Below are 23,864 nucleotides of genomic sequence, written 5' to 3' on the forward strand. Positions count from 1 at the left end.
GCGGCTGGTTGCTCGTCAGGTCAATATGTCGGATCACTCGTGAGCGTGCTGATCCCGTTCCGATGGATACCGGGAGAGATCGATACCGCGACAGTTGTCGTTATCGGAGCCCGATAGCGACAACTCAGGCGGTATGGAAAGCCGGCTGCGGCGCAACCGGCGGCGTGTGGGCTGCGGCGCTATTGGGGGCGTGCAAGCGCGAGGGGCGAGGCGCGGGGTGCGAGGCGCGGGGAGGCCTGGGGCAAGCGGTGCGAGGCAACTGAGGCGCGCAGTGCAAGCCAACTGGGGAGCGCGGGGCGGCCTGGGGCGCAGAGTGCGAGGCAACTGGGGAGCGCTGGGCGCGGGGCTCTCAGTGCTCGATGCGGTAGCTGACGCCGAGGGTGTACGACTCCTCGGGAGCGAGCGCGATGAAGCGATCCTTGGCGACGGCCGGCTCGACGCAGACGAATTGCGGCCACGCATCGTCCGGGACATCGTCCATGCCGCGCGCGAGTTCGTCCCAGGGATTCCAGACCACCGTCTTGGTGGTGCCGCGCGGGATAGAGACGATGCGACGGGTCCGGTCACTGACGGTGACCTCGCCGGCGGCGTCGACGATGCGATCCGTGGAACCGGTCAGCTGCAGGGGCTCGTCCCCGAGGACATCGGCCGCGAGACCCCGAGTGTTGTCGAGGTACTCGGCGTTCTCGAGGCCCGCGATCTCGATGCTGCGCACGTCGCTCACGGAGAGGTACGTGTGCAGGGCGGCCTCCAGCTCGAGGGGCTCCTCACCGGCGATGACGGTCAGGTCCACGGAGAGACCGGCCCCGAGGCGGAACACCGCCTTGGCGGTCAGTTCGTCGGTCTCCTCCGGGGTGGACAGCTCCAGGACCACGTCGTCGCCCTCGAGCGCTGCGGAGACGAGGTCCCAGCGCACGTTGCGCAGCCAGCCGTGCTTGGTCGGCCGGTCGCCGTCACGGCCGGGGCCGAACCACGGGCCGATCAGCGGGATCCCGCCGCGGATCGCCGCGCCGCGACCGAAGTGGGAGTCGGGGCTGAGCCACAGCAGGTCGTCCTCGCCGGCGGGGATCCAGCTCGTCAGATGCGCGCCGTCGAGGTGGAGCACGGCCTCGGCAGCCGGTGTGCGGACCACGATCGCGTCGCTGCCGTGGACCTGCTCGAGGCGGACCCCGTCGGGCTGGGGAGTGGACGGAGTCGGTGCGTCAGTGCTCGCTGGGCTCATGCCGACCATCGTGGCACGGGAGCGTGAGCCCTGCACGTCCGGCCGCGCGGGCCCTACATGGCCGGACGCTCGAGGTCGCGACGGTCCACGCCCGGCCGTGCGCCGTCACCCGATGACAGCGGCGCGGAGGCTGGCGGATGACCCGTCGTCGGGCGCGGGCCGGAGCGGACGCCGAGAACGCCGGGAGTCAGCCGACGGCGGCGATCGGTACCGAGACCGGCGTGCCCGACCCGTCCCGACGGCCCGTGGGCTCGGGCAGGTCGATGGGCTGGCCGGCCTCGGAGGAGGCACGCGCCGGATGCGGCACCACCCACGCCCCGATGAGCGAGTCCTCGCCGCGCAGGAAGCGGTGGCAGCGCAGGCCGGCGGTGGCCCGGCCCTTGGCGGGGAACTCGGTCAGAGGGGAGACCTTCAACGAGCCCGTCTGCAGCAGAGGCAGGGTCGAGGAGCTGCCGGCAACGGTCACCACATCGGCGTCCGCGGTCACGTCGATGACGCCGAAGGAGACCACCTCGGCGTCCGGCGCGAGCTTGATCCCGGCGACGCCACCGGCACCGCGGCCCTGGGGGCGCACGCCGGAGGACGGGAAGTGCAGCAGCTGGGCATCGGAACTGATGAACACGAGATCCAGATCGGTGTCCTCCTCGAGGTCGGCCACGCCGACCACCGAGTCACCGTCCTTGAGCGAGATGATCTCGAAGCCCTCGGACCGCGGGAAGTCCAGTTGGACCCGCTTGACCACGCCCTGTCGGGTGCCCAGGGCGATCGCCCCGCCTCGGGCCACATCGGCCTCGGCGATCCGGATCAGGCCCAGGGCCCGCTCCTCGCGCTCGAGATCGATGAGGTCGGCCAGCCGTGCCCCGCCCGCCAGCGATGGCGCACCGTTGGTGGGGGCGAGCGACGGCAGATCCACGACCGACAGGTGCAGGACACGACCGCGGTCGGTGACGACTCCGACGGTGGAGCGAGTACTGGTGCGGGTGTGCGAGACGACCACGTCGTGTGAGCCGCGCGGCCCTTCGCGCACCAGTGGGCCCTGCCCGGCGATGCGGGCGACCAGCCCGGTGCCCGTCAGCAGCACCGAGCAGGGCTCGTCGGCCACCTCGAGGGAACCGCCGGCTGCGGCGACGGGCTGTTCGGCGGCCTCCAGCAGGACGGTGCGGCGGGAGTCCCCGTGCTCGGCGGCGACGGCCGCCAGCTCGTCGGAGACCAGCCGGCGCAGCGCTTCCTCGGAACCCAGGATGGTCTGGAGCTCCTCGATCTCGCGGCGGAGGTCGTCGCGCTCGGCCTCCAGATCGATCTGCGAGAAGCGCGTCAGACGGCGCAGACGCAGCTCGAGGATGTAGTCGGCCTGCAGCTGGGTCAGGTCGAACACGCCCATCAGGCGGGTGCGGGCGCTCTCCGCGTCGTCGCTGGAGCGGACGATCTGGATGACCTCGTCGATGTCGACGATCGCCAGCAGCAGGCCCTCGACCAGGTGCAGGCGCGCCTGGTGCTTGGACAGACGGTGCTCGGTGCGCCGGCGGACCACCTGCAGACGGTGGTCGACGAACACCTCCAGCAGCTGCTTCAGACCCATCGTGCGCGGCTGGCCCTCGACCAGGGCGACGTTGTTGATCCCGAAGGACTCCTCCAGCGGGGTGTACTTGTACAGCTGCTCGAGCACGGCCTCCGGGTCGAAGCCCGACTTCACGGTCAGGACCAGGCGCAGGCCGTGGTGACGATCGGTGAGGTCCTGGTAGTCGGTGACGCCCTGGACCCGCTTGGACTGGACCGCGTCGCGCAGCTTCTCCGCGAACCTCTCAGGACCCACCTGGTAGGGGAGCTCGGTGACGACGATGCCCTTGCGGCGGGAGGTGACGTTCTCGATGCGCGTGGTGGCGCGCATCTTGAACGAGCCGCGCCCGGTGCGGTACGCGTCCCGGATCCCGGCGAGCCCGATGATGCGACCGCCCGAGGGAAGATCCGGTCCGGGCACGAAGCGCATCAGCTGCTCGAGGTCGGCCTCGGGGTTCTCGATGAGGTGGCGGGCGGCGGCGATGGTCTCGACCAGGTTGTGCGGGGCCATGTTCGTGGCCATGCCCACGGCGATCCCGGACGCCCCGTTGACCAGCAGGTTCGGGTACTGCGCGGGGAGCACTTCGGGCTGGGTCAGCTGATTGTCGTAGTTGGGCACCGTGTCCACGACGTCCTCGTCCAGCGAGGCCGTCATCAGCAGCGCGGAGGGAGCCGGGCGTGCCTCGGTGTATCGGGGCGCAGCGGGGCCGTTGTCCAGGGAGCCGAAGTTGCCGTGCCCGTCGACCAGGGGCATGCGCATCGAGAAGTCCTGGGCCATGCGCACCAGGGCGTCGTAGATCGCGGTGTCGCCGTGCGGGTGGAGCTTGCCCATCACCTCGCCGACCACGCGCTGGCTCTTGACGTGGCCCCGATCGGGGCGCAGCCCCATCTCGGCCATCATGTAGAGGATGCGGCGCTGGACCGGCTTCAGGCCGTCACGAGCATCCGGCAGAGCCCGCGAGTAGATCACGGAGTACGCGTACTCCAGGAACGAGGACTCCATCTCACTGGTGACGTCGATGTCGACGATCGTCTCGTCGACCGCGTCGTCCCCGGCGGGCGGCTGCGTGCTTCGTGATCGGGCCATGAGGGACATGATGGCGCATGACCGGCCACGATCCCGGGAACCGGGCGGCGTGAGAGACGTGAATCCCGTCAACTCCACCAGCTCCGAGCGCCTCTGCGCGGGCGACGATAGGATCCCGGCATGGCGGAGAGGCGTGAAGGACTGCGGTCCCTGCGCCGTCGCGCCACGGGCAGCGGTGGCTCGTCGGCCCCGGCGTATCCGGCCCACTGGGAGGCCGACATCGCGCTGCGCGACGGCTCCGCCGCGCATCTGCGCCCGATCCTTCCCGAGGACGCGGACGCTCTCCAGGCCTTCCACCAGCGCCAGTCGGAGCGGTCGAGGTACCTGCGGTTCTTCGCGCCGATGCCACGCCTGTCCCCGCGGGACCTCGAACGCTTCACCGTGGTGGATCACCACGACCGGGTGGCGTTCGTGGTGCTGGTGGGGGACGACATCCTCGCCGTCGGCCGCTACGACCGGGTCGAGCAGGACGCCGCCGAGGTGGCCTTCAACGTCTCCGACGCCCACCAGGGCACCGGGCTGGCCTCCGTCCTGCTCGAACATCTCGCCGCGGCCGCCCGCGAGCGGGGGATCAGGGTGTTCACCGCGGAGGTCCTCCCGCAGAACTCCCGGATGATCAACGTCTTCACCGACGCGGGCTTCGACGTCGAGCGCACCCTGGACGACGGCGTGGTCCTGGTCTCCTTCCGGATCGATCCCACCGTCCGCTCACTGGCTGTGATGGCAGAGCGTGAGCACCGGGCCGAAGCCCGCGCCATGGAACGCCTGCTGCATCCCGAGTCCGTGCTGCTGGTCGGCGTCTCCTCGCGGGCGGACTCCGCCGGGGGACGCTTCCTGACCGCCCTGGAGCTGTCCGGATACACCGGGGCGGTCCACGTCATCGCCCGCGAAGCACTGGAGCTGCGCGGCCACAGCACCTACGCCCACATCGGGGACGTGCCCGGCACCGTCGACCTCGCCGTGATCGCCCTGCGTCCGGAGTCCTGCCTCGCGGCCATCGAGGAATGCGCCGCCATCGGCGTCCACAGCGTCGTGATCCCCACCGAGGGTTTCACCGACAGCGAACAGGGCGGGCGGCTGCAGCGTGAACTGGTGGCCCGCGCCCGCCTGCATGGCATCCGCCTGCTGGGCCCCGGCTCCCTGGGCTTCCTCCGCACCGGCGAGGACGCCATCAGCCTGTCCCTGGCACCGGCGATGCCCCGCCGCGGCCCCGTGGCGCTCGCCGGGCAGTCCAGCGCACTGTCCGCCCTGCTGCTGGCCGGGACCGACACCCGGGGCGTCGGCATCCACGAGTTCGTCGGCGTCGGCAATCGGGCCGACGTCTCGCTCAACGACACCCTCCAGCACTGGGAGGACGACGAGAACGTCGGGGTGATCGGCCTGGCGCTCGAGTCGATGGGCAACCCCCGCAAGTTCACGCGCATCGCCCGTCGCCTGACCCGTCGGGTCCCGGTCATCGTGCTGCGTCCGCCGGGCGTGGGCTCGACCGCACCGCCCGGGCACGACGTGCGCTCCTCCACACTCCCGCGCCGTGCCCTGGACCAGGTGCTGGACTCGGCCGGTGTGGTCCAGGCCGGGGGAGTGGACCACCTCATGGACATCGTCGATGCCATCGGGCGCCAGGGCCTGCCGCCCGGTGCCCGCGTGGGCCTGCTCTCGAACACCGCGGCCCTCGGTGCCGCCCTGCGCGGCGCCACGGACCAGGCGGGCGTCGAGGTCGTGGCCGACAACCGCAGCGTCCCGCTGTCCTCCGACCCGCGCCTGGTCCAGCGCGCCTTCACCTCCATGGCCGGGCGCGGTCAGACCGACCTGCTCATCGCCGGCATGCTCGACCCGCTGACCGGGGACCCGGTCGAGGTGATCCGGCAGATGGCGACCGTGGCCCGGCACAGCGAAGTGGCGTTGCTGGTATGTCTGATCACCAGCGCCGAGCGCTACGCCGAGGTCCAGCGCGCCGTGCGGCAGGACCCTCGGCTGCCCCCGGTCCATGCCACCCCCTTCGGCGCGGTCCGCGCCGGTGCCGGGATGCTCGCCGCCACGCTGCGACCGGCCGCCGACGACGACGCGCCCGCCCAGCGCGAGGACATCGACCGCCTCGCCGCCCGGGACCTCGTCGAGAGCCACCGCCCCGAGGGCGGTCAGGAGAGCACCGACCTCGCGCCCGAGAACGTGAGCGCGCTGCTGGCGGCCTACGGGATCAGCGTGCTGCCCGCCCGGACCGTGCAGGACGCCGAGGACGCCGTCGAGCAGGCGTCCCGGATCGGATACCCGGTGGTCCTCAAGAGCACCGATCCCGTGCTGCGGCACCGGCCGGACCTCGGGGGAGTGCGCTCCGGCATCCCCGATGCCGTCCAGCTGCGCCACGCCGTCTCGGCGATGCGCCATGACCTGGCCTTCTCCACCGCCCCGCTGGAAGTCCAGGCGATGGCGCCGCCCGGTGTGCCGATGGTGGTGCGCAGCGTCGAGGACCCCTCCCTGGGCCCCGTCCTCTCGCTGTCCGTGGCCGGCGATGCCACCGATCTGCTCGACGACATCGCCTATGCGATCCCGCCGTTCAGCGAGAGCGCCGCAATGCGCCTCGTCGATGCTCCCGCCTCGGCGGTCAAGCTGCGCGGGACCCGCGGCCTCCCTCCGGCGGACCGCGGCGCCCTGGCCGATCTCGTCGTGCGCGTCGGACTGCTCGCCGAGGACGTCCCGGAGCTGGCGGCACTTGAGCTGCATCCGGTTCTGGTCGGCCAGGACGGTCTCACCGTCGTCAGTGCCACCGCCCGTCTGGATGCGGCACCGAACCGCACCGACAGCGCACGGCGGGTGCTGTCGGGCCCAGCCGGGGTGTGAGCATGAGCGTCGGCGGCCGCCTCCCTGTCGAGTGTTCCGTGGTGGTCCGCAGCGGCCGGCCCGTGGTGCTCCGCAGCGGCCGGCCCGTCGTGGTCCACAACGACTGCTCCGGCCGCGCTGCGCGTGGGACAATGGACCGATGACCACCGCTCTTCCCGCCGAACTTCTCGCGGATCTCGAGACCGCCGGGTACTTCCCGCAGACGGCCGCGCAGAGCCTCGAGCGCTCTCTGCGTGGAGCCGCCCTCCTGGCCTACCTGGTGCGGCCGGAGACGACGTTCGATGGCCCCGAAGTGCGGCGCCACCTCACCGTCGTCGTGCTGACCGGGACGCACCTGCTGGTCACCCACCTCGACGACGACCCGGCCGATGCGATGAACCCCAGCCAGGTCGTCTCCACCACGGAGCGGATCCGGCTCCAGCGGATCACCGGCACCGGCCTCTCCCAGGTCTTCGACACCGACGGACAGCAGACCCCGGCCCGGGAGGCCGAGGTGACCCTCGGGATCACCTGGAACGGGTCGCGGCGCGTGGATCTCGAGCGCGCCGTGTGCGAGGACCCGAACTGCCAGGTCGACCACGGATATACCGGCACGATCGCACCCTCCGATCTGGCACTGCGCGTGAGCGCGCTGGCCGACGGCGATGACGCGGTCGAGGCAGCGCTGCGATTCCACGCCGAGCTCGTGGACGCCATCGACGCGCTCGACGCCTGAGCGCTGTGCCTGAGCACATGCCCGCCCGCGCCTGCGTGCCCGAGTGGCCCGAGGATCTCCTCGTCCCGCCCTTCGCCGGCGGCGCGCACCCTGGGATCCTCGACGTGCTGTCCCCACTGGTGGGATCTCCGCAGCCGGGACGCGATGTCGTGGTGCTCCTGGACGGCTTGGGGGCGGATCTGCTCGCCGAGCACCGCGCTGTGACGCCCACACTGCGCCGCCTGGAGTCGGAGACCGCACGCATCCGGACGGTCACCCCGGCGACCACCGCGACCGCCATGGTCTCGCTGCACACCGGCCGGGCGCCCCTGGACCACGGCGTGCTCGGATATCTCACCCACGACCCGGCCAGCGGCCAGGCCCTGAACCAGATCAAGGGCGACCCGGGTGTGGACCCGCGGCAGTGGATGCCGGAGCCGACACTGGTCGAGCTCGGATCCCGCCGCGCCGTGCAGGTGGGCCCCGCGAAGCACGCGGGATCCCACCTCAGCGGCGTCGCCTACCGCGGCTGGGAGTTCCTCGGCCACGGACGGGGAGACCGCGTCGAGGCGGTGCGCACGGCTGTCCACCGTGCCGGCCCCGACGGTCTCGTCCACCTCCATGTCGACGACGTGGACCACATCGGGCACCATGCCGGCGTGGACAGCGAAGACTGGCGGACCGCCCTCTCGGAGGTCGACGCCCTGGTGGGAACCCTGCTGCGACGTCTGCCCCGCGGCACCCGGGTCCATCTCACCGCCGACCACGGCATGGTCGACACCTCACCGGGCACCACGATCGATCTCGCCGCCCACCCGCGCCTGCACGCGCTGGTCGCCGGCGTGGCCGGGGAGGCGCGGGCGCTCGCGCTGCGCGCCATCGAACGGGTCGGTGCGGCGGAGGACCTCGCCGCCGGACTCAGGGAGCTGCTCGGGCCACGAGCACTCGTCCTGACGCGGGATCAGATACTGGCTGCCGGCCTGCTGGCGCCGGTGGGGACAGAGGTGCCCGCACGCGTCCGCGGACGCATCCCGGACGTGCTGGTGCTCGCACGCGGACGCTGGAGCATCGACGACTTCTCGCGACGTTCCGATACCGCCCGGGCCATGATCGGCGTGCACGGCTCGCTCACCTCCGCCGAGGCGTGGGTGCCGCTGATCCGCACCACGGTCTGAGGCCGGCGCCTAGGCGCTGACGAGGCGCCGCCGAACGCTACGGCTCGGGCACGGCCGAGCGGGAGAACGTCACCGTCCGGACGGGGCCCGGGGTATCAGTCGTGCTTGGACCCGAAGACGATCTCGTCCCAGCTCGGCATGGAAGCCCGCTTGCTCTTGGACTTCGCCGGCTTGCTCGGCTTGCTGGGGTTGGTGGACTTATCGTTCTCGTGCTTCTCGGCCGGCGTCCGGGAGGAGGCGTCGTCATCGAATCCCGGCAGCGGTGTGAGATCGACCGTGTCCTGGTACTCCACGGGAGCGCCTGCGGACCCGTCACTGCCTTCCCCGGCGCTCGCGGCTCCGTCCGCCTCCAGCGCGGACTCGGCCGGCTCCGCGCCACCGGAGACAGCAGCATCGGCCTCATCGGAGTGGACGGGGTCGACGGAATCCGGGGAACCGGCAGCACGGGCGCCGCTCCCCGTCGTCTGGTCGGAGGCGGAATGCTCCAGCAGCGCTTCGCGATCCGAATCCTCGAGGTCCTCGCCGGTCTCGTCCGCCGCATCGCGAACAGCGACGCGGCGGGGACCCTCGGGCGCGGAGGTCCGGGTCGCCGCGTCCTCGGCTGGGCCCACGGCGGCGCCATCGGGTCCGTCGGTGAACTCGTCCTCGTCGGTGACGTCCTCGTCCAGGCTGGCCCAGACGGTCGTGGAGTCATCCGGCGGCGGGACCGAGCGCAGCCCGCGGCGGGCGTTGAGCGCATCCAGCTCGCCGTCGTCGATGGCGGAAGGGTGGTCGCCGGAGACGGAGGGCTGGCCGGAGCTCCGTCCGCGGCCGCGGCGGGGCCCGGCGCTGTTCTCGTCGAAGGCCCCGTCGGCCTCGAGATCGTAGACCGAGCTCTTGACCGCCTGCAGGCGGGCACGGCCCCGGGTCGGCTCCGGCGGGGCGTCCTCATCGCTGATCCAGCGCGCCTCGTCGTCGACCGAGGCCACCGAGCGGTTGTCGAGATCGGCGACCCAGTGCGCCTGCCGGGTCCGGCCCGCTGCGGAGAAGGTCAGCTGGAGCGTCCAGGTCCCGTCACCACGTCGCCAGGCGTCCCAGGTGGTCTCGCCGGTGGCCTCGCGGGCGGCCAGCCGCTCGGCGACCACCTCGTCGAGGCTGGGGCCGCCGCGGCCGACGGGGAACGTGCGTACGCGCTGTGCGGTCCATTCCCGTTCGGCGAGCACAGGGCCCTCGTACCGACGTACGTGCTCGAGGGGGATGTCGGCGGCTTCGGAGATGTCCTCGGCGCTGCGCCCGGAGCGCAGCATGGACTGGATCTCCCGGGGCCTGACCGGTGCGGAGTCCGCCGCCTGGATCATGCCCAGGGCCGGGCGGTCCCGCCGCACCGCTGCACGCAGGGCCTTGTCGATGCGCAACGTGTAGCGCTCGCCGTCGGAGTCGACCAGGATCACATGCTCGCCGTCGTCATGGATCCCGTCGAGTTCGAGCTCTCGCATCGTCGTCCTCTCCGTCGGAGCCTGGTCCCTCGCGGGCAGAAGTTCTCGCGTCCGCGACTCCTCGCATGCAGAAGTCTAGGCGGTGACCATATCGCGGCCCGCTGTCCACCGCCTGCGTTCGCGCCTGGAACGGGGGCGTGTTGCGTGCATCTGTGGATCCGGGACGCGCAGGGGCCGACGTGATGCGGTGGGCGCGGTCTGCTCCCGCGCTCGGCTCTCGCGGATGAACCGAGCGGAGCCGGCGCCGGCGTCGACGTCCGCTCCGGAGTCCGGGCAGTGGCCCGGACCTGGACCACGCCCGGCCGAGGACCGTCCCGAGACCGGCGCGAGACCTTCCCGAGACCTCCCCGAGACATTGCGTTGCCCGTCGCAGACCTCTCTGCAATAATGCCGCCGCATTCAGCGTTGCGACCAGGACCGACCCGCAGGGGGCACGGGCAGTCTCGCCAGCGCAGGACCGCCGCACGCACCGAGGTCGGACGACCGCCGAGACAACCAGGAACGGACCGTAGATGGCCACAGATTACGACGCCCCGCGCAAGAACGAGGACGAATCGAACGACGACTCCATCGAGGAGCTCAAGGGCCGCCGGAGCGAAGCGGCGGCCCCCACGGTGGACGAGGACGAGGCGGAGGCGGCGGACTCGTACGAGCTCCCCGGCGCCGATCTCTCCGGCGAGGAGCTCTCCGTGAGAGTTCTTCCCCGTCAGGCCGATGAGTTCACCTGCGCCAGCTGCTTCCTCGTGAAGCACCGCAGCCAGATCGACCACGTCGAGGGCACCCTCATCATCTGCAAGGAGTGTGCCGCCGCTTGAGCGGCGATCACTTCCGCGCACGATCTCGACAGGACGGCGCCGCATCCACGTCGGATGCGGCGCCGTCCTGCATGTCGTGGGGCCCAATGCCGCAGCGTCGACCGACTCCGGCGTCCGGTCTCCCGTGCCGCGGGAGTCCGGCTCGAGCACGCTGAGGCGTTCGCCCCGCTCAGCCGCTTCGCGAGTCCCGTCGGGCGCTGCGCAGTGCGAGCGCGAGGTCGTCGGGACGGCGTGAGGACCCGACCCACGCGGTGGTGGGATCCTCGTCATCGAGCACCTCGATGCGGAAGCCCGAGGAGACCCAGCCGCGCACGCAGTGGTGCGCAAGAGGCTCGAAGCCCTGACCCATCGTGGTGCGCCACTCGTCCCCGCGCAGCACCGTCGCCTCACCGAGCTGATCGACCTCGATCCGAGCGCGGCCCATCGTGAACCAGCCGTCCTTGACCTCCAGGACGGGGGAGTAGAGCACGGCGAGGATCACCGCGACGATGATCGAGACCACTCCGACCACGAGCGCGGTCGTGAGATGCAAGGGCACGATGACCACCCCGAGGATGGAGCCGAGCGCCACCACCACGACCCAGGTCCCCGGGCCGGGCAACAGGCGCTCACGGAAAAGAGGCTCCTGGTCACGGGGGCGATTCGGGGCGGATGGTGCGGGCTCTCCGGTCGGCGAGGCGGTGTGGGGATCGACGGCGTCGGGCATGCGCTCATCGTCTCACGCAGCCCCTGGACGCTCCAGCGCGCTGACGGCATACCCTGTGCCCATGCCTGCTCTGCCTGACTTCACGACCGAGGACGCGGACGCCGCACCCGCCCCCATGGGGACGCCGCCGTTGCGGATCCGTCTCGCCCCCGGCACGCCGATGCCCCACCGCGCCCACGTCGACGACGCCGGCCTGGATCTCTCCAGCGCCGAGGACGTCGAGATCCCCGCCGGGGGGCGAGCCCTCGTCGACACCGGGGTCTCGCTCGCACTGCCCCCCGGCACCGTGGGACTGGTCTGCCCCCGCTCGGGACTGGCCTCCCGGCACGGCATCACCGTGCTGAACGGTCCCGGTATCGTGGACGCCGGATATCGCGGGCCGATCAAGGTCTCGCTGCACAACACCGACCTGTCCGAACCGTTCGCCCTCGCGGCGGGGGACCGGATCGCCCAGCTGGTCGTGGTTCCGTTCCTGGCGCCGGCGCTGCAGCAGGTCGATGACCTCGACGCCACCGATCGTGACGCCTCCGGCTTCGGGTCCAGCGGCGGCTTCGGCCCCGGACCGGCACCGGCCGGCACCGACGAGCATAAGGAGGGATGACCGTGGGACTGTTCTCCCGCAGGAAGCGCGCGGAGTCCGACGAGGGCGAGCACACCGGCCCCGAGGACTCCCTCGAGGACGTCGGTCTCGGCCAGGACGAGGACGACGCCGAAGCGACCGGGGCCGACGAGCCGGAGGCCGACGAAGCGCCCGACGAGGCGCCCCCGCGAGCCGAACACCTCGACGAGGGGCCCTTCGACGCCCCGGACGCCCCCGACGAGGACCGCATCGACCTCGGCGGCCTCCAGGTCCCCACCATCGAGGACATGGAGCTGCGGATGGAGGTCGACCAGCGCACCGGAACCGTCACCGGCGCGAATCTGGTCATCGGCGGCTCGTCCCTGCAGGTCCAGGCGTTCGCCGCCCCGAAATCGCGCGGCCTGTGGGACGAGGTGCGCACGTCGTTGCGCGACTCCGTCGTCAAGCAGGGCGGCACCGCCGAGACCCGGCCCGGCGTCTTCGGGACCGAGCTGATCACCCGGCTGCCCGTCAAGCGCACCGATGGCCGTACCGGGTACCGCCCGGCGCGCTTCATCGGCATCGACGGGCCTCGCTGGTTCCTCCGCGCGATCCTCACCGGCAAGGCGCTGTCCGACAAGGAGCAGGCCAAGAGCTTCGAGACCCTGGTCTCCCGCCTGGTCGTGGTACGCGGAGGCGAGGCGATGGCGCCCCAGGAACTGATTCCGCTGACGCTGCCCGGCCAGCGCCCGGGCCTCACCCAGACCGGCGCCGGCCCGCTGGATCCGCTGGCGCGCGGCCCCGAGATCACGCAGATCGGATGAGCACGCCCTCCCCGGGCCCCGGCCCGTCCCAGCCCCCACGGTCCGGCGGACCGGCCGACCCGGCGCGACCGGGCGAGAATGCCGAGCCGGCGCGACCGACCCCTGCCCGCTCGCCCGGAGCGGGCGAGGGCGATCCGGTCAAGCGCGGCCTCGGAGGCGTCCTGCATCAGGAGGAGTTCTCCGTCGCCGACGCGATCGGCGGGCCGCGCGGCATCGCCGAATCGGTGCTGCCGACGCTGCTGTTCATCGTCCTGTACGTCGCCACCCGGTCCGTGACCCTCGCCTCCGTCTCGGCGGTCGCGGTGGTGGCAATCTTCCTGGTGGCACGCCTTATCCAGCGCCAGAGCCCCTCGACCGTGCTCGGCGGCCTGATCGGGGTGGGCCTCGGGGCGGTCCTCGCGATCCGTTCCGGGGACGGCTCCGACTTCTACGCGCCCGGCCTCGCCATAAATGCCGTGGCCCTGGTGGTCCTGGCGATCTCGCTGCTGGTGCGGCGGCCGCTGGTCGGGTACTTCATCGGTGCCCTGGATCCGCGCGTGAAGGACTGGGCGCAGGATCCCGACGCCCGCCGCGTCTACGGCCGGGCCACTGTGCTGTTCCTGGCGCTGTACGCCGCGAAGCTGGCCGTCCAGGTGCCGCTGCTGCTGACGGGTCAGGTGGCGGCGCTCGGCGTGGCCAAGCTCGCCATGGGCCTGCCCGCCTTCGCGGTGATCGCCTACCTGGTGTGGTTGATGCACCGCTCGCTGCTCTCCCGCGGCGGGTACTCCTGAGGCTCCGTCTCGAGCTCTGAGCCCGCAGCTCGACCACCCGGCGCCTCGTCCTTCCGGTGCCGAGACGTAGGCTTCTGCTGGGCCTCAGCTCGCCCGGGCGGGAGCGTGCCGGTCCCCGCAGGGGTCCGCCTGGTGGGACACTGGGGGCCGAAGAGTTCCCGGGCGTGAGCCTCGGCCGGCGCCGGAACTCGCCACGAGATCGAGGAGCTGCGGTCCGCGACGGCACGAGTGCGCGCGGACGGAGGAGGAGTGGTCCGATGAGCCCGGACGCCGAACGAGTGCCCAGCCCCGCCGTCGGCGGCCGACTTCTGACTCTCACCGTCGGACCACCCGCGGCCGGCGGCACCTTCGTCGCCCGCCACGAGGGACGAGTGGTCTTCGTCCGTGGCACCACACCGGGAGAGACCGTGACGGCCCGGCTGCTCGATGACCCCGAGGAGAACGCCTCGGCCCGGTTCTGGCGCGCCGAGGCGATCGATGTGCTCGAGGCCGGCGTGGACCGGGTGCCCTCGGTGTGGGAGGAGGCCGCCGCTGACGGCGTCGGCGGGGCGGAATGGGCCCACATCGCCCTCCCCGCCCAGCGCCGCATCGCCAGCGAGGTCATGCAGGAACTGCTGCGCCGCGCCGGAGTGACCAGCTACCCGATCGAGGACGTGCAGGTCGAGCCCGCGCCGCACGATCTCGACGGGCTCGGATGGCGCACCCGCGTGCGCTTCGCCGTCGATGCCGACGGGCGCGTCGGGATGCGCGGATGGCGCTCCCACGAGGTGCGCGACGCCGGCGAGAACCCGTTGGCCGCCCCGGCCATCCGGGACCTGCGCCTGGGGGAGTGGACCGCCCCGGAGGGCACCGAGGCGATCGACGCCGTGGCCCCGTCGGCGGGACCCGCCTCCGTGGTGCTGATCGGTCGCGAGCTCGACCCCGCCTCGGTCGTCGTCCCGGACAGCTGGGGCGATGCCGGGGTCGCCGTGCGCACCGGCCGCGGCCTGGTGCCGCTGCGCGGGGACGGAACCGTGCGCGAACGGGTGGGCGAGCGCCTGTTCGCCGTCAGCGCCACGGGCTTCTGGCAGGCTCACCGCCGCGCGGCGGAGCTGCTCAGCGAGGTCGTCGAGTCCACCCTTCGGGCGCCCCACGGCGGCAGTGCCTGGGACCTCTACGGAGGTGTGGGCCTGTTCGCTGCGACCGCGGCGGAGCAGGTCGGCCGTGACGGCAGCGTCATCACGGTCGAGGGCAACCGCCGCGCCTCCCAGCTGGCGGCCGAGAACCTCGAGGATCTGCCCCAGGTCTCGACCGCCACGGCCGACGTCACCGACTGGGTCAGAGCCCGTCGTGGCGGCGTGGACGTGGTCGTGCTCGACCCGCCCCGCAACGGCGCCGGCACCGAACTGATGGGTCTGCTGGCCAAGGCGGTGCGACAGCGGATCGTGTACGTCTCCTGCGAGCCCTCCACCCTGGCCCGCGACCTCGCCGCGATCGAGAAGGCCGGCTGGAAGATCTCCGAGCTGCGCGCCTTCGACCTCTTCCCGCATACCCACCACGTGGAGTCGGTGGTGGTGCTGGAGCGCGACAGCGAGTCCTGAGCCCGGCGCTCCCGTGGTAGGCTTTATCTTGACGTCAAGATATCTACCGGAGATCACTCCGGAGACCCCCGTGGCCACGTCCGGCGAGCGTCGTGCACCTGCGCGCCGCCCGGGACGGTCACGGCGTTCGCCCGTCCGCCCCGGCGGGCGCGCATACGATGGAGGGGTCGCCTCATCACCCAAGGAGTTCGCCTCATGAGCACTGTCGACTCATTCGCCGCGAAACAGGATCTCACCGTCGGCGGCACCGACTACGAGATCTTCGCGCTCGACGCCGTGGAGGGCGCCGACAAGCTTCCCTACAGCCTCAAGATCCTGCTGGAGAACCTGCTGCGCACCGAGGACGGTGCGAACATCACCGCCGACCACGTCCGCGCGCTGGCGAACTGGCAGCCCAGCGCCGATCCCTCGGTCGAGATCCAGTTCACCCCGGCCCGCGTGATCATGCAGGACTTCACCGGTGTGCCCTGTGTGGTCGACCTCGCCACCATGCGCGAGGCCATGCAGGAGCTCGGCGGTGACCCCGAGAAGATCAACCCCCTCGCCCCGGCCGAGATGGTCATCGACCACTCCGTGATGATCGACGTGGCCGGCAGGCTCGACGCCCTCGAGCAGAACATGGAGCTGGAGTACGAGCGCAACAAGGAGCGCTACCAGTTCCTGCGCTGGGGCCAGACCGCCTTCGACGACTTCAAGGTGGTGCCCCCGGGCACCGGCATCGTCCACCAGGTCAACATCGAGTACCTTGCCCGCACCGTCATGACCCGCGAGGTCGATGGCGCACTCCGCGCGTACCCGGACTCCTGTGTCGGCACCGACTCCCACACCACGATGGTCAACGGCCTGGGCGTGCTGGGCTGGGGCGTCGGCGGCATCGAGGCCGAGGCCGCCATGCTCGGCCAGCCGGTCTCCATGCTCATCCCGCGCGTGGTCGGCTTCAAGCTGACCGGCGAGATCCCGCCGGCGGCGACTGCGACCGACGTCGTGCTCACGATCACCGAGATGCTCCGCGAGCACGGCGCCGTCGGCAAGTTCGTCGAGTTCTACGGCGAGGGTGTCGCCCAGGTCCCGCTGGCCAACCGTGCCACCATCGGCAACATGAGCCCCGAGTTCGGCTCCACCTGCGCGATCTTCCCGGTCGACGAGGTCACCGTGGACTACCTGCGCCTGACCGGCCGCTCCGAGGAGCAGCTGGCCCTCGTCGAGGCCTACGCCAAGCGCCAGGGGCTGTGGCACGACCCCTCGAAGGAGGCCGAGTACTCCGAGTACCTCGAGCTGGACCTGTCCACCGTGGTCCCCTCGATCGCCGGCCCCAAGCGCCCGCAGGACCGCGTGGCCCTGACCGAGGCCAAGGAGAACTTCCGCGAGGTCCTCCCCTCCTACGCCGGCGACGGCGTTCCCGTCCACGAGATCGATACGCCCGAGTCCGGCACCTTCCCGGCCTCGGACCCGGCCGCCCAGGGCTCCGACAACGACTCCGGCGGCGAGGCCCCCGTGGAGGTGCCCGCGGCTCAGGGCCGTGCCTCGAACCCGGTGCAGGTCAAGGGTCAGGACTTCTCGATCGACCACGGCATCGTCTCGATCGCCTCGATCACGTCCTGCACCAACACCTCCAACCCCTCGGTGATGATGGCGGCCGGCCTGCTGGCCCGCAACGCCGCCGACCGGGGCCTGACCTCGAAGCCGTGGGTGAAGACCTCCATGGCGCCCGGGTCCCAGGTGGTCACGAACTACTACACCAAGGCCGGCCTGTGGCCCGCGCTCGAGGAGCTCGGCTTCCATCTCGTCGGCTACGGCTGCACCACGTGCATCGGCAACTCCGGCCCGCTGTCCCCGGAGATCTCCGAGGCCATCGCCGAGAAGGACCTCGCCGTCACGGCAGTGCTCTCGGGCAACCGCAACTTCGAGGGCCGCATCAACCCCGACGTGAAGATGAACTACCTGGCCTCCCCGCCGCTGGTCATCGCCTACGCGCTCGCGGGCACGATGGACTTCGACTTCGAGAACGACCCGCTGGGCACCGACAAGGACGGCAAGGACGTCTACCTGCGCGACATCTGGCCCAGCCCCACCGAGGTCGAGCAGGTCATCGCCGAATCCATCTCCCAGGAGATGTTCACCGACGACTACAAGGACGTCTTCACCGGAGACGAGCGCTGGCGCAACCTCGACACTCCCGAGGGTGCGACGTTCGCGTGGGACGAGGAGTCCACCTACGTGCGCAAGCCCCCGTACTTCGAGGGCATGGAGCTGCGCCCGGAGCCGGTCACCGACATCGAGGGCGCCCGTGTCCTGGTCAAGGTCGGCGACTCCACCACCACCGACCACATCTCGCCCGCGGGCGCGATCAAGCTCGACTCCCCGGCCGGTCGCTACCTCCAGGAGCACGGGGTCGCGCGCAAGGACTTCAACTCCTACGGCTCGCGCCGCGGCAACCACGAGGTGATGATCCGCGGCACCTTCGCCAACATCCGTATCCGCAACCAGCTCCTGGACGGGGTCGAGGGCGGCTACACGAAGAACTTCCTGACCGGTGAGCAGGAGTTCATCTACGACGCCGCCCAGGCCTACGCCGAGCAGGACATCCCGCTGGTCGTGCTGGCCGGCAAGGAGTACGGCACCGGCTCCTCCCGGGACTGGGCCGCCAAGGGCACCAAGCTCCTCGGGGTGCAGGCCGTGATCGCCGAGAGCTTCGAGCGCATCCACCGCTCCAACCTCATCGGGATGGGCGTGCTGCCGCTGCAGTTCCCGGCCGGCGAGTCCGCCGAGTCGCTGGGCCTGGACGGCAGCGAGACCTTCTCCATCGCCGGCGTCTCCGCCATCAACGAGGGCGCCAGCCCCAAGCAGGTCGCCGTCACCGCACAGAAGGAGGACGGCACCACGGTGGAGTTCGACGCGGACGTCCGCATCGACACCCCCGGCGAGGCCGAGTACTTCCGCAACGGCGGCATCCTGCAGTACGTGCTGCGCCAGCTGGTCGCGTGAGCCGGGACGGCCCGGGCTCCCGCAGCCCGGGTCGTCGACCCCGGTTCATCGACCGTGGGCGAGAGTCCCCGTGAGTGCGTGCGCCCCGTCAGGCTTCGGCCTGGCGGGGCGCACTGCGCGGAGCGGGCATGGTTCTCATCCGGATATGGGACTAGGCTCCTGGCCAGCGCTGGTCCGAGACGTCCGGAAGGGGATGATGATGTCCGATCACGAGGCCTACATCTCCGCGGCGCCCGAGCAGTTCCGGCCGGTGCTCGAACAGCTCCGCGGCGAGCTTGCGGCCGCCCTGCCGGAGGCACGTGAGGTCCTCAAGTACGACATGCCGGGCTTCGAGATCGGGGGATCGGTCGTCGCGGGGTATGCCGCCTTCAGCCGGCAGTGCGGCCTGTATGTCGCCGCAGGTGCCATCGCGTCGCACGCCGAGGACATCGCCGCGGCCGGGCTGAAGGCGACCAAGACCGGTGTCACCTTCACGGCGCGGAAGCCGATACCCGGGGATCTGATCCGTCAGCTCGCGCTCGCCTCCCGCCGCGAGCACGGGAGATGAGCGAGCCCGACGGCACCGCGCAGCAGTGCGGCGACGTCCACTAGTGCACCGCTGCGCACGGATACTGCACCGCGATGCACACCCCGGTGGGGACCGGTGAATCACCGGTGAAGATGTGCACGAATGTGACCATGCGGTCCGTCGATACAGGTCAGCACGACGTACGCTGGCGGCATCCCGTCCCCGAGGCCGATGGAGGACCTGCGCATGTCGACCTCTCAGCAGCATGCCGTCCGGTACGCCGCACCGTCCGCGCCGGCCCCCTCCGCGGCCCCTCGCCCGGCCGCCGGTGACGCATCACCCGGGGCCGGACCGACGGACGTGGACATCCCCGCCGATCCCGCCCGGCTGCGCGAGCTGGCCCCCACCGAGCTGCCGGCGCTCGCACGCACCCTGCGCCGACGGCTGGTGGAGATCACCTCGCAGCACGGCGGGCACCTCGGTCCCAACCTCGGCGTCGTCGAACTGACCCTCGCCCTGCACCGCGAGCTCGACTCGCCGCGCGAGGCGATCGTGTTCGACACCGGCCATCAGGCCTACGTGCACAAGATGCTCACCGGCCGCGCCGATCTCGCCGGCCTCCGCGGCGCCGGAGGCACGGCCGGGTACCCGGACCGCGCCGAGTCCGCCCACGACGTCGTCGAGAACTCCCACGCCTCCGGCTCGATCGCCTGGGCGCACGGCATCGACCGCGCCCACCGCCTCGCCGGCGAGCCCGGGGTGTCCGTCGCGGTCACCGGCGACGGGGCACTGACCGGCGGCGTCGGCCTCGAAGCGCTCAACGAGCTCGCCACCGACGTCGGCTCACGCACCATCGTGGTGCTCAACGACAACACCCGTTCCTACGCGCCGACCGTCGGGGGACTGTCACAGCACCTGCGAGACCTGCGCGAGGGCACGGTCGCGGCGGGCGACGACCTGTTCAGCTCCCTGGGACTGACCTACCTGGGGCCGATCGACGGCCACGACCACGCAGCCCTGGCGCGCGCACTGCGGCAGGCCCGGGCGGCGGCCGAGGATCCGGAGCGCCCCGGTGTGGTGCTGCACGTGATCACCCGTAAGGGAGCAGGCTTCGCCCGCGCCGAGATGGACGCCCTCGACCACTGGCACACCACCGGGCCCTTCGACATCGAGCCGCCGAACGAACCCGAGAGCGCTCCGGTCCCGGAGGCGAGCGATTCGCCGGCCCCTCCCGCAACCTGGACCGCTCGCTTCTCCGCGGCGGTTCTCGAGGCCGCACGCGCGGACGATCGCGTCGTGGCCCTCAGCGCCGCGATGATCGACCCCGTCGGCCTCGCATCGATGCAGCGCGAGCTGCCCGAGCGCGTGATCGACGTCGGCATCGCCGAACAGCTCGCCCTGGACACCGCTGCCGGACTCTCCCGCGGCGGGGCGAAGCCTCTGGTCGCCCTGTACTCGACGTTCCTGAACCGGGCCTTCGACCAACTGCTGCTGGACGTCGCGCTGCACGGCGAGGACGTCACCCTCACGCTCGACCGCGCCGGGATCACCGGCCCCGACGGGCCGAGCCATCACGGCATCTGGGACCTCGCCCTCGCTGCCCAGGTCCCGGGAATGGCCGTCTGGGCGCCGCGTGACGGCACGCGACTCGATGATGCTGTGACCGCCGCCCTCACCGTGGCGGGGCCGTCGCTGGTGCGCTTCCCGAAGGGCTCGTGCCCGGCGGAGATGGACGCCGTCACCGTGACGGCGGCGGGGCATGTGCTGGCCGGGGACGTCGAGCAGCCGATCGACGTGCTGATCGTGAGCATCGGCGCGCTGGCCGATCGCGCCGTCGCGGCTGCTCAGGAATGCTCCGGGCTGGGGAACGTCGTGGTCCTTGATCCTCTCCAGGCGCTGCCTGTCCCCGCGGAGCTGGTCGACCTGGCCGCCGGTGCCCGCGCCGTGGTCACCCTCGAGGACGGCGTCGCCTCCCGTGGTGTCGGAGCGGCGCTTCGCGGACACCTCGGCGACCGCGCGAGCGTCTCGAGGCCGACGCCGCCCGTGCGCACCCTCGGGATCGACCAGTCGTTCATCCCGCACGGGGACCGCGGACGCCTCCTCGCCGAGCAGGGCCTGGACGCTCCCGGCATCGCATCGGCGGTGCGTGACGTGCTGCGCTGACGCGCGCGGCTGCACCCGTCCTGGGGAGCCATGGCTCCATGGCCCGGGGAGCTGTGACTCCTCGGTCCAGGGCTCCTCGGCCCAGGGAGCTGCTCAGCCCAGGGAGCTGCGCGGAGCGGGGTCGTCCGCCCGGGCCGTGAGGATGACCGGGTCGCCCTCGGTGACCTGCAGCGTGTGCTCCGCGTGCGCTCCGCGGGAGCCGTCGGCCGAGAGCTGGGTCCAGCCGTCGGCCTCATCGACCACGAGCTCGGAGGTGGTGGGGGAGAGGAACGGCTCGACGGTCAGCAGTTGGCCGGCGACGAGCTCGAGCCCTCCGCCCGGGGTGCCGTGGTTGGGCACGAACGGCGCTTCGTGCATGGTCCGGCCGACGCCGTGCCCGCCGAAGCGGTTGTTGATCGTGTATCCGAGGCTGTGGGCCTCGTTCATGACGGCATGGCCGATGTCGCCGACCGTGTTGCCGGCGCGCACCTGATCGATGCCCGCCCACATCACCTGTTCGGTGTCGCGGATCAGCTGCAGATCCTCGGGGCGGGGCGTGCCCACCGTGATCGAGAGGCAGGAGTCGGCGACCCAGCCCTCGACCTCCACGGCGAAATCCAGCGAGAGCAGGTCGCCGTCGGCCAGGACCCGGTCGTAGGGGCGGCCGTGTAGGACGCCGTCGTTGACCGAGGTGCAGATGACGTGGCCGAAGGGGGAGGCCCCGAAGGCCGGGTGGTAATCGAGATAGCAGCTGGTCGCGCCGACCTCGCGGATCAGCCGATGCGCTTCGGCGTCGATCTCCAGCAGATTCCATCCGACATCGACCACGGAGCGCAGGTGGGAGAGCACCGAGGCGACGAACTCGCCGGCCGGCCGGGCCTGGTCCAGGGTGGGCAGCTCCTGCGTCGCGTCGCGGCGGCGTCGTCCGAGGATCATGAGGTCTCCGAGGTGTCGGGGCGGGCGGCAGGGGGATCGGCTGGGTCAGCGGAGGACGTGCGCTCCTCGGCCCACTGCCAGGTGACCAGGCGGGCTCCCACCCAGGCGATGGCGGCGGCGAACAGCGAGGCGCCGATCAGGTGGAAGAAGACGATCAGCTCCGGGAGCCCGGTGTAGTACTGGACGTACCCGATGACGCCTTGGAGCAGAGTCAGCACGACGAGGCCCCAGGCGGCGGTGGTGGCCTCGGGGCGGGCCCCGTGGCGGTGCAGCACGATCAGCAGAGCGATCAGCAGGGCGCAGAACACGTAGACGGCACCGGCGTGGAGCCGGGCGGCCAGGCGCGGATCCATCGCGATGCGGGTGATCTCGCCGGCGTCGCCGGAATGGGGGCCGGTGCCGGTGACGATCGTGCCCAGCACGAGCACAGTGAACCCGACGGCTGCCAGCGCGATGAAGATCCCCAGCGCGCGGGTCGGCACGGCCGGCCGGACGGGGCCGTCCCCGTCGTACAGGCGCACCAGCAGCACCATGGAGACCGCCCCGAGCAGCGGGGAGATCAGGAAGTGCGGGCTGACCAGTCCCGGGTGGAGGTGGAGCCACACCACGAAAGCCCCGATCAGCCCTTGCAGCAGGGTGCCGATCAGCGGCACCCAGGCCAAGCGGCGGAACCCGGGACCCTTGTGGCTCAGCCACCGCCACGTCACCAGCAGCACCGCGATCGCGAAGATGCTCAGCACGCCGGTCAGGGTGCGATTTCCGAACTCCACGAACGGGTGGATACCGGAGGCCATCGTGAACTCCGGTGTGAACTGGCCGGGCTCGCAGTTCGGCCACGTCGAGCAGCCCAGCCCGCTGCCGGTCAACCGCACCGCGCCGCCGGAGAGGATGATGCCCATCTGGCAGATGAGGTTTCCCCACAGCGCGATCGCGGCGAGGCGTGCCCGGCGCCGCGGTCCCCAGGACCGCAGGCGAGGATCGGGCAGCGTGGTGATGCGGCCGTGGCGCTCGGGGACGCGTGCGGTCGCGGGCGAGGCGACGGGACCGGAGGACATGCGGTCGATTCTAGGGATGGCGACGGGAAGTTCCCTGATCGAGCGTCGCTGATGCGACCGATCCCGCACTGCATCGGGATGGCGACCGCTCCGAGCCCCGGGCACTCAGCGGGTCGATCACCGCGGCAGGGGATCCTTCAGCTGTCGGTCCAGCGGAACCAGCGGATCACGGCGAGCGCACCGAGCACCGCCCATGCCATCAGCACCAGCAGCGAGCCCGGGGAGAACGGGCCTCCGGCCAGGCACGCCCGCATCAGCTCCCCGAGAGCACCCGAGGGCAGCAGATCCACCAGGCCGCGCAGCAGATGCGGATAGGTCGCCGGCGGCAGGGCGACACCGCCGGCGGCCACCAGGACGACGAACACCAGGTTGGAGACCGCGAGCACCGCTTCGGTGCGCAGGAGGCCGGCGATCAGCAGGCCGAGCGAGCCGAAGGCGACGGTGCCGAGCACCCATACCGGGACCACCGCCAGCATCTCCAGCGCTGCGGGTCTCCAGCCGAGGATCAGAGCGAGCCCGCCGAGCACGAGGACCTGGATCACCTGGACGAGCAGCGTGGCGAGGATCTTGCCGGCGAGGTACCCGTCGCGTCCCAGCGGTGTGGTCGCCACCCAGCGCAGCACGCCGTTGCGGCGGTCGAACCCGGTCTGGATCGCCTGGGAGGTGAAGGACGTCGAGATCAGCGCGGTGGCCAGGGTCGCGGAGAGCGCCGTGTCGATCGGGTCCGCGCCGTCGAGGCTGCCGATGGGCAGCAGGCGCAGGCCGATGAGCACCATGGCGGGCAGGGCGATCGCCACCATCAGCTGCTCGCCGTTCGAGAGGAGCGTCCGTGCCTCGAGCGCGGCATGGGCGATCACCCTGCGCAGCATCGACGCAGGCCGCGGCGCGGGCCGCGGGGCAGGCGCCGAGGTCGGCCCCGGGCTCCCGCCGGCTCGG

General features: G+C 71.6%; 18 protein-coding genes. 11 read left to right on the forward strand and 7 right to left on the reverse strand.

Going from position 1 to position 23,864, the window contains the following annotated elements; translation table 11 throughout:
• Positions 1-349 precede the first annotated feature (349 nt).
• Entirely contained in the window at positions 350-1,222 is an 873-nt protein-coding gene (locus ACFQRD_RS03495; protein ID WP_377793868.1) for a D-hexose-6-phosphate mutarotase, read from the reverse strand.
• A gap of 187 nt (positions 1,223-1,409) precedes the next feature.
• Positions 1,410-3,866, reverse strand: coding sequence for a DNA topoisomerase (ATP-hydrolyzing) subunit A (locus ACFQRD_RS03500; protein ID WP_377020043.1), 2,457 nt, complete (start codon positions 3,864-3,866; stop codon positions 1,410-1,412).
• A gap of 120 nt (positions 3,867-3,986) precedes the next feature.
• On the opposite strand from ACFQRD_RS03500, the gene ACFQRD_RS03505 reads away from it, so the two are divergent.
• From ACFQRD_RS03505 to ACFQRD_RS03515, 3 genes are all read left to right on the forward strand, one after another.
• Complete coding sequence (locus ACFQRD_RS03505) at positions 3,987-6,704, forward strand: GNAT family N-acetyltransferase (RefSeq protein WP_377020042.1); 2,718 nt, start codon at positions 3,987-3,989, stop codon at positions 6,702-6,704.
• A 139-nt stretch (positions 6,705-6,843) separates the two neighbouring features.
• A complete protein-coding gene (locus ACFQRD_RS03510) occupies positions 6,844-7,419 on the forward strand; it encodes a DUF5998 family protein (protein ID WP_377020041.1) in 576 nt (191 codons plus the stop codon).
• Between the two features lie 17 nt (positions 7,420-7,436).
• A complete protein-coding gene (locus tag ACFQRD_RS03515; protein ID WP_377020040.1) occupies positions 7,437-8,573 on the forward strand; it encodes an alkaline phosphatase family protein in 1,137 nt (378 codons plus the stop codon).
• 95 nt (positions 8,574-8,668) lie between these two features.
• Here ACFQRD_RS03515 and sepH read toward each other — a convergent pair whose 3' ends face one another.
• A complete protein-coding gene (gene sepH / locus ACFQRD_RS03520; protein WP_377020039.1) occupies positions 8,669-10,048 on the reverse strand; it encodes a septation protein SepH in 1,380 nt (459 codons plus the stop codon).
• A gap of 512 nt (positions 10,049-10,560) precedes the next feature.
• Here sepH and ACFQRD_RS03525 point away from each other — a divergent pair.
• Positions 10,561-10,863, forward strand: coding sequence for a DUF4193 domain-containing protein (locus ACFQRD_RS03525; protein ID WP_377020038.1), 303 nt, complete (start codon positions 10,561-10,563; stop codon positions 10,861-10,863).
• A 169-nt stretch (positions 10,864-11,032) separates the two neighbouring features.
• Here ACFQRD_RS03525 and ACFQRD_RS03530 read toward each other — a convergent pair whose 3' ends face one another.
• Complete coding sequence (locus ACFQRD_RS03530; protein ID WP_377020037.1) at positions 11,033-11,569, reverse strand: DUF3093 domain-containing protein; 537 nt, start codon at positions 11,567-11,569, stop codon at positions 11,033-11,035.
• A gap of 61 nt (positions 11,570-11,630) precedes the next feature.
• Here ACFQRD_RS03530 and dut point away from each other — a divergent pair, with 61 nt between their 5' ends.
• The 7 genes from dut (at position 11,631) to ACFQRD_RS03565 (ending at position 20,958) form a co-directional block, all read left to right on the forward strand.
• Positions 11,631-12,170: a dUTP diphosphatase gene (dut, locus tag ACFQRD_RS03535; protein ID WP_377020036.1), complete on the forward strand. Its 540-nt coding sequence runs from the start codon at positions 11,631-11,633 to the stop codon at positions 12,168-12,170.
• A 2-nt stretch (positions 12,171-12,172) separates the two neighbouring features.
• Positions 12,173-12,952: a DUF3710 domain-containing protein gene (locus ACFQRD_RS03540; protein ID WP_377020126.1), complete on the forward strand. Its 780-nt coding sequence runs from the start codon at positions 12,173-12,175 to the stop codon at positions 12,950-12,952.
• Positions 12,949-13,722, forward strand: coding sequence for a DUF3159 domain-containing protein (locus tag ACFQRD_RS03545; protein WP_377020035.1), 774 nt, complete (start codon positions 12,949-12,951; stop codon positions 13,720-13,722). The genes ACFQRD_RS03540 and ACFQRD_RS03545 overlap by 4 nt, the downstream gene beginning before the upstream one ends.
• A gap of 257 nt (positions 13,723-13,979) precedes the next feature.
• Positions 13,980-15,302 carry a class I SAM-dependent RNA methyltransferase gene (locus tag ACFQRD_RS03550; RefSeq protein ID WP_377020034.1) on the forward strand — a complete coding sequence of 441 codons (1,323 nt, stop codon included), beginning with the start codon at positions 13,980-13,982 and terminating at the stop codon, positions 15,300-15,302.
• A gap of 195 nt (positions 15,303-15,497) precedes the next feature.
• Positions 15,498-18,287, forward strand: coding sequence for an aconitate hydratase AcnA (gene acnA, locus ACFQRD_RS03555; protein WP_377020033.1), 2,790 nt, complete (start codon positions 15,498-15,500; stop codon positions 18,285-18,287).
• A 199-nt stretch (positions 18,288-18,486) separates the two neighbouring features.
• Entirely contained in the window at positions 18,487-18,834 is a 348-nt protein-coding gene (locus ACFQRD_RS03560) for an iron chaperone (RefSeq protein WP_377020032.1), read from the forward strand.
• Between the two features lie 207 nt (positions 18,835-19,041).
• On the forward strand, positions 19,042-20,958 hold the full coding sequence (locus ACFQRD_RS03565) for a 1-deoxy-D-xylulose-5-phosphate synthase (protein ID WP_377020031.1): 1,917 nt from the start codon (positions 19,042-19,044) through the stop codon (positions 20,956-20,958).
• Positions 20,959-21,051: 93 nt separating this feature from the next.
• On the opposite strand, the gene map is transcribed toward ACFQRD_RS03565, so the two are convergent.
• The 3 genes from map to ACFQRD_RS03580 all read right to left on the reverse strand — a co-directional run bounded on the left by map (position 21,052) and on the right by ACFQRD_RS03580 (position 23,785).
• Entirely contained in the window at positions 21,052-21,873 is an 822-nt protein-coding gene (map, locus tag ACFQRD_RS03570; protein ID WP_377020030.1) for a type I methionyl aminopeptidase, read from the reverse strand.
• The gene (locus ACFQRD_RS03575) at positions 21,870-22,928 is read right to left on the reverse strand and encodes a heme A synthase (RefSeq protein ID WP_377020029.1); all 1,059 of its coding nucleotides are present in this window, start codon (positions 22,926-22,928) and stop codon (positions 21,870-21,872) included. The genes map and ACFQRD_RS03575 overlap by 4 nt, the downstream gene beginning before the upstream one ends.
• 137 nt (positions 22,929-23,065) lie before the next feature.
• Positions 23,066-23,785 carry an ABC transporter permease gene (locus ACFQRD_RS03580; RefSeq protein ID WP_377803499.1) on the reverse strand — a complete coding sequence of 240 codons (720 nt, stop codon included), beginning with the start codon at positions 23,783-23,785 and terminating at the stop codon, positions 23,066-23,068.
• Positions 23,786-23,864: the final 79 nt, after the last annotated feature.

This window comes from Brachybacterium sp. GCM10030268, from assembly GCF_042666305.1.
In the GTDB taxonomy this organism is placed as follows: Bacteria; Actinomycetota; Actinomycetes; order Actinomycetales; family Dermabacteraceae; genus Brachybacterium.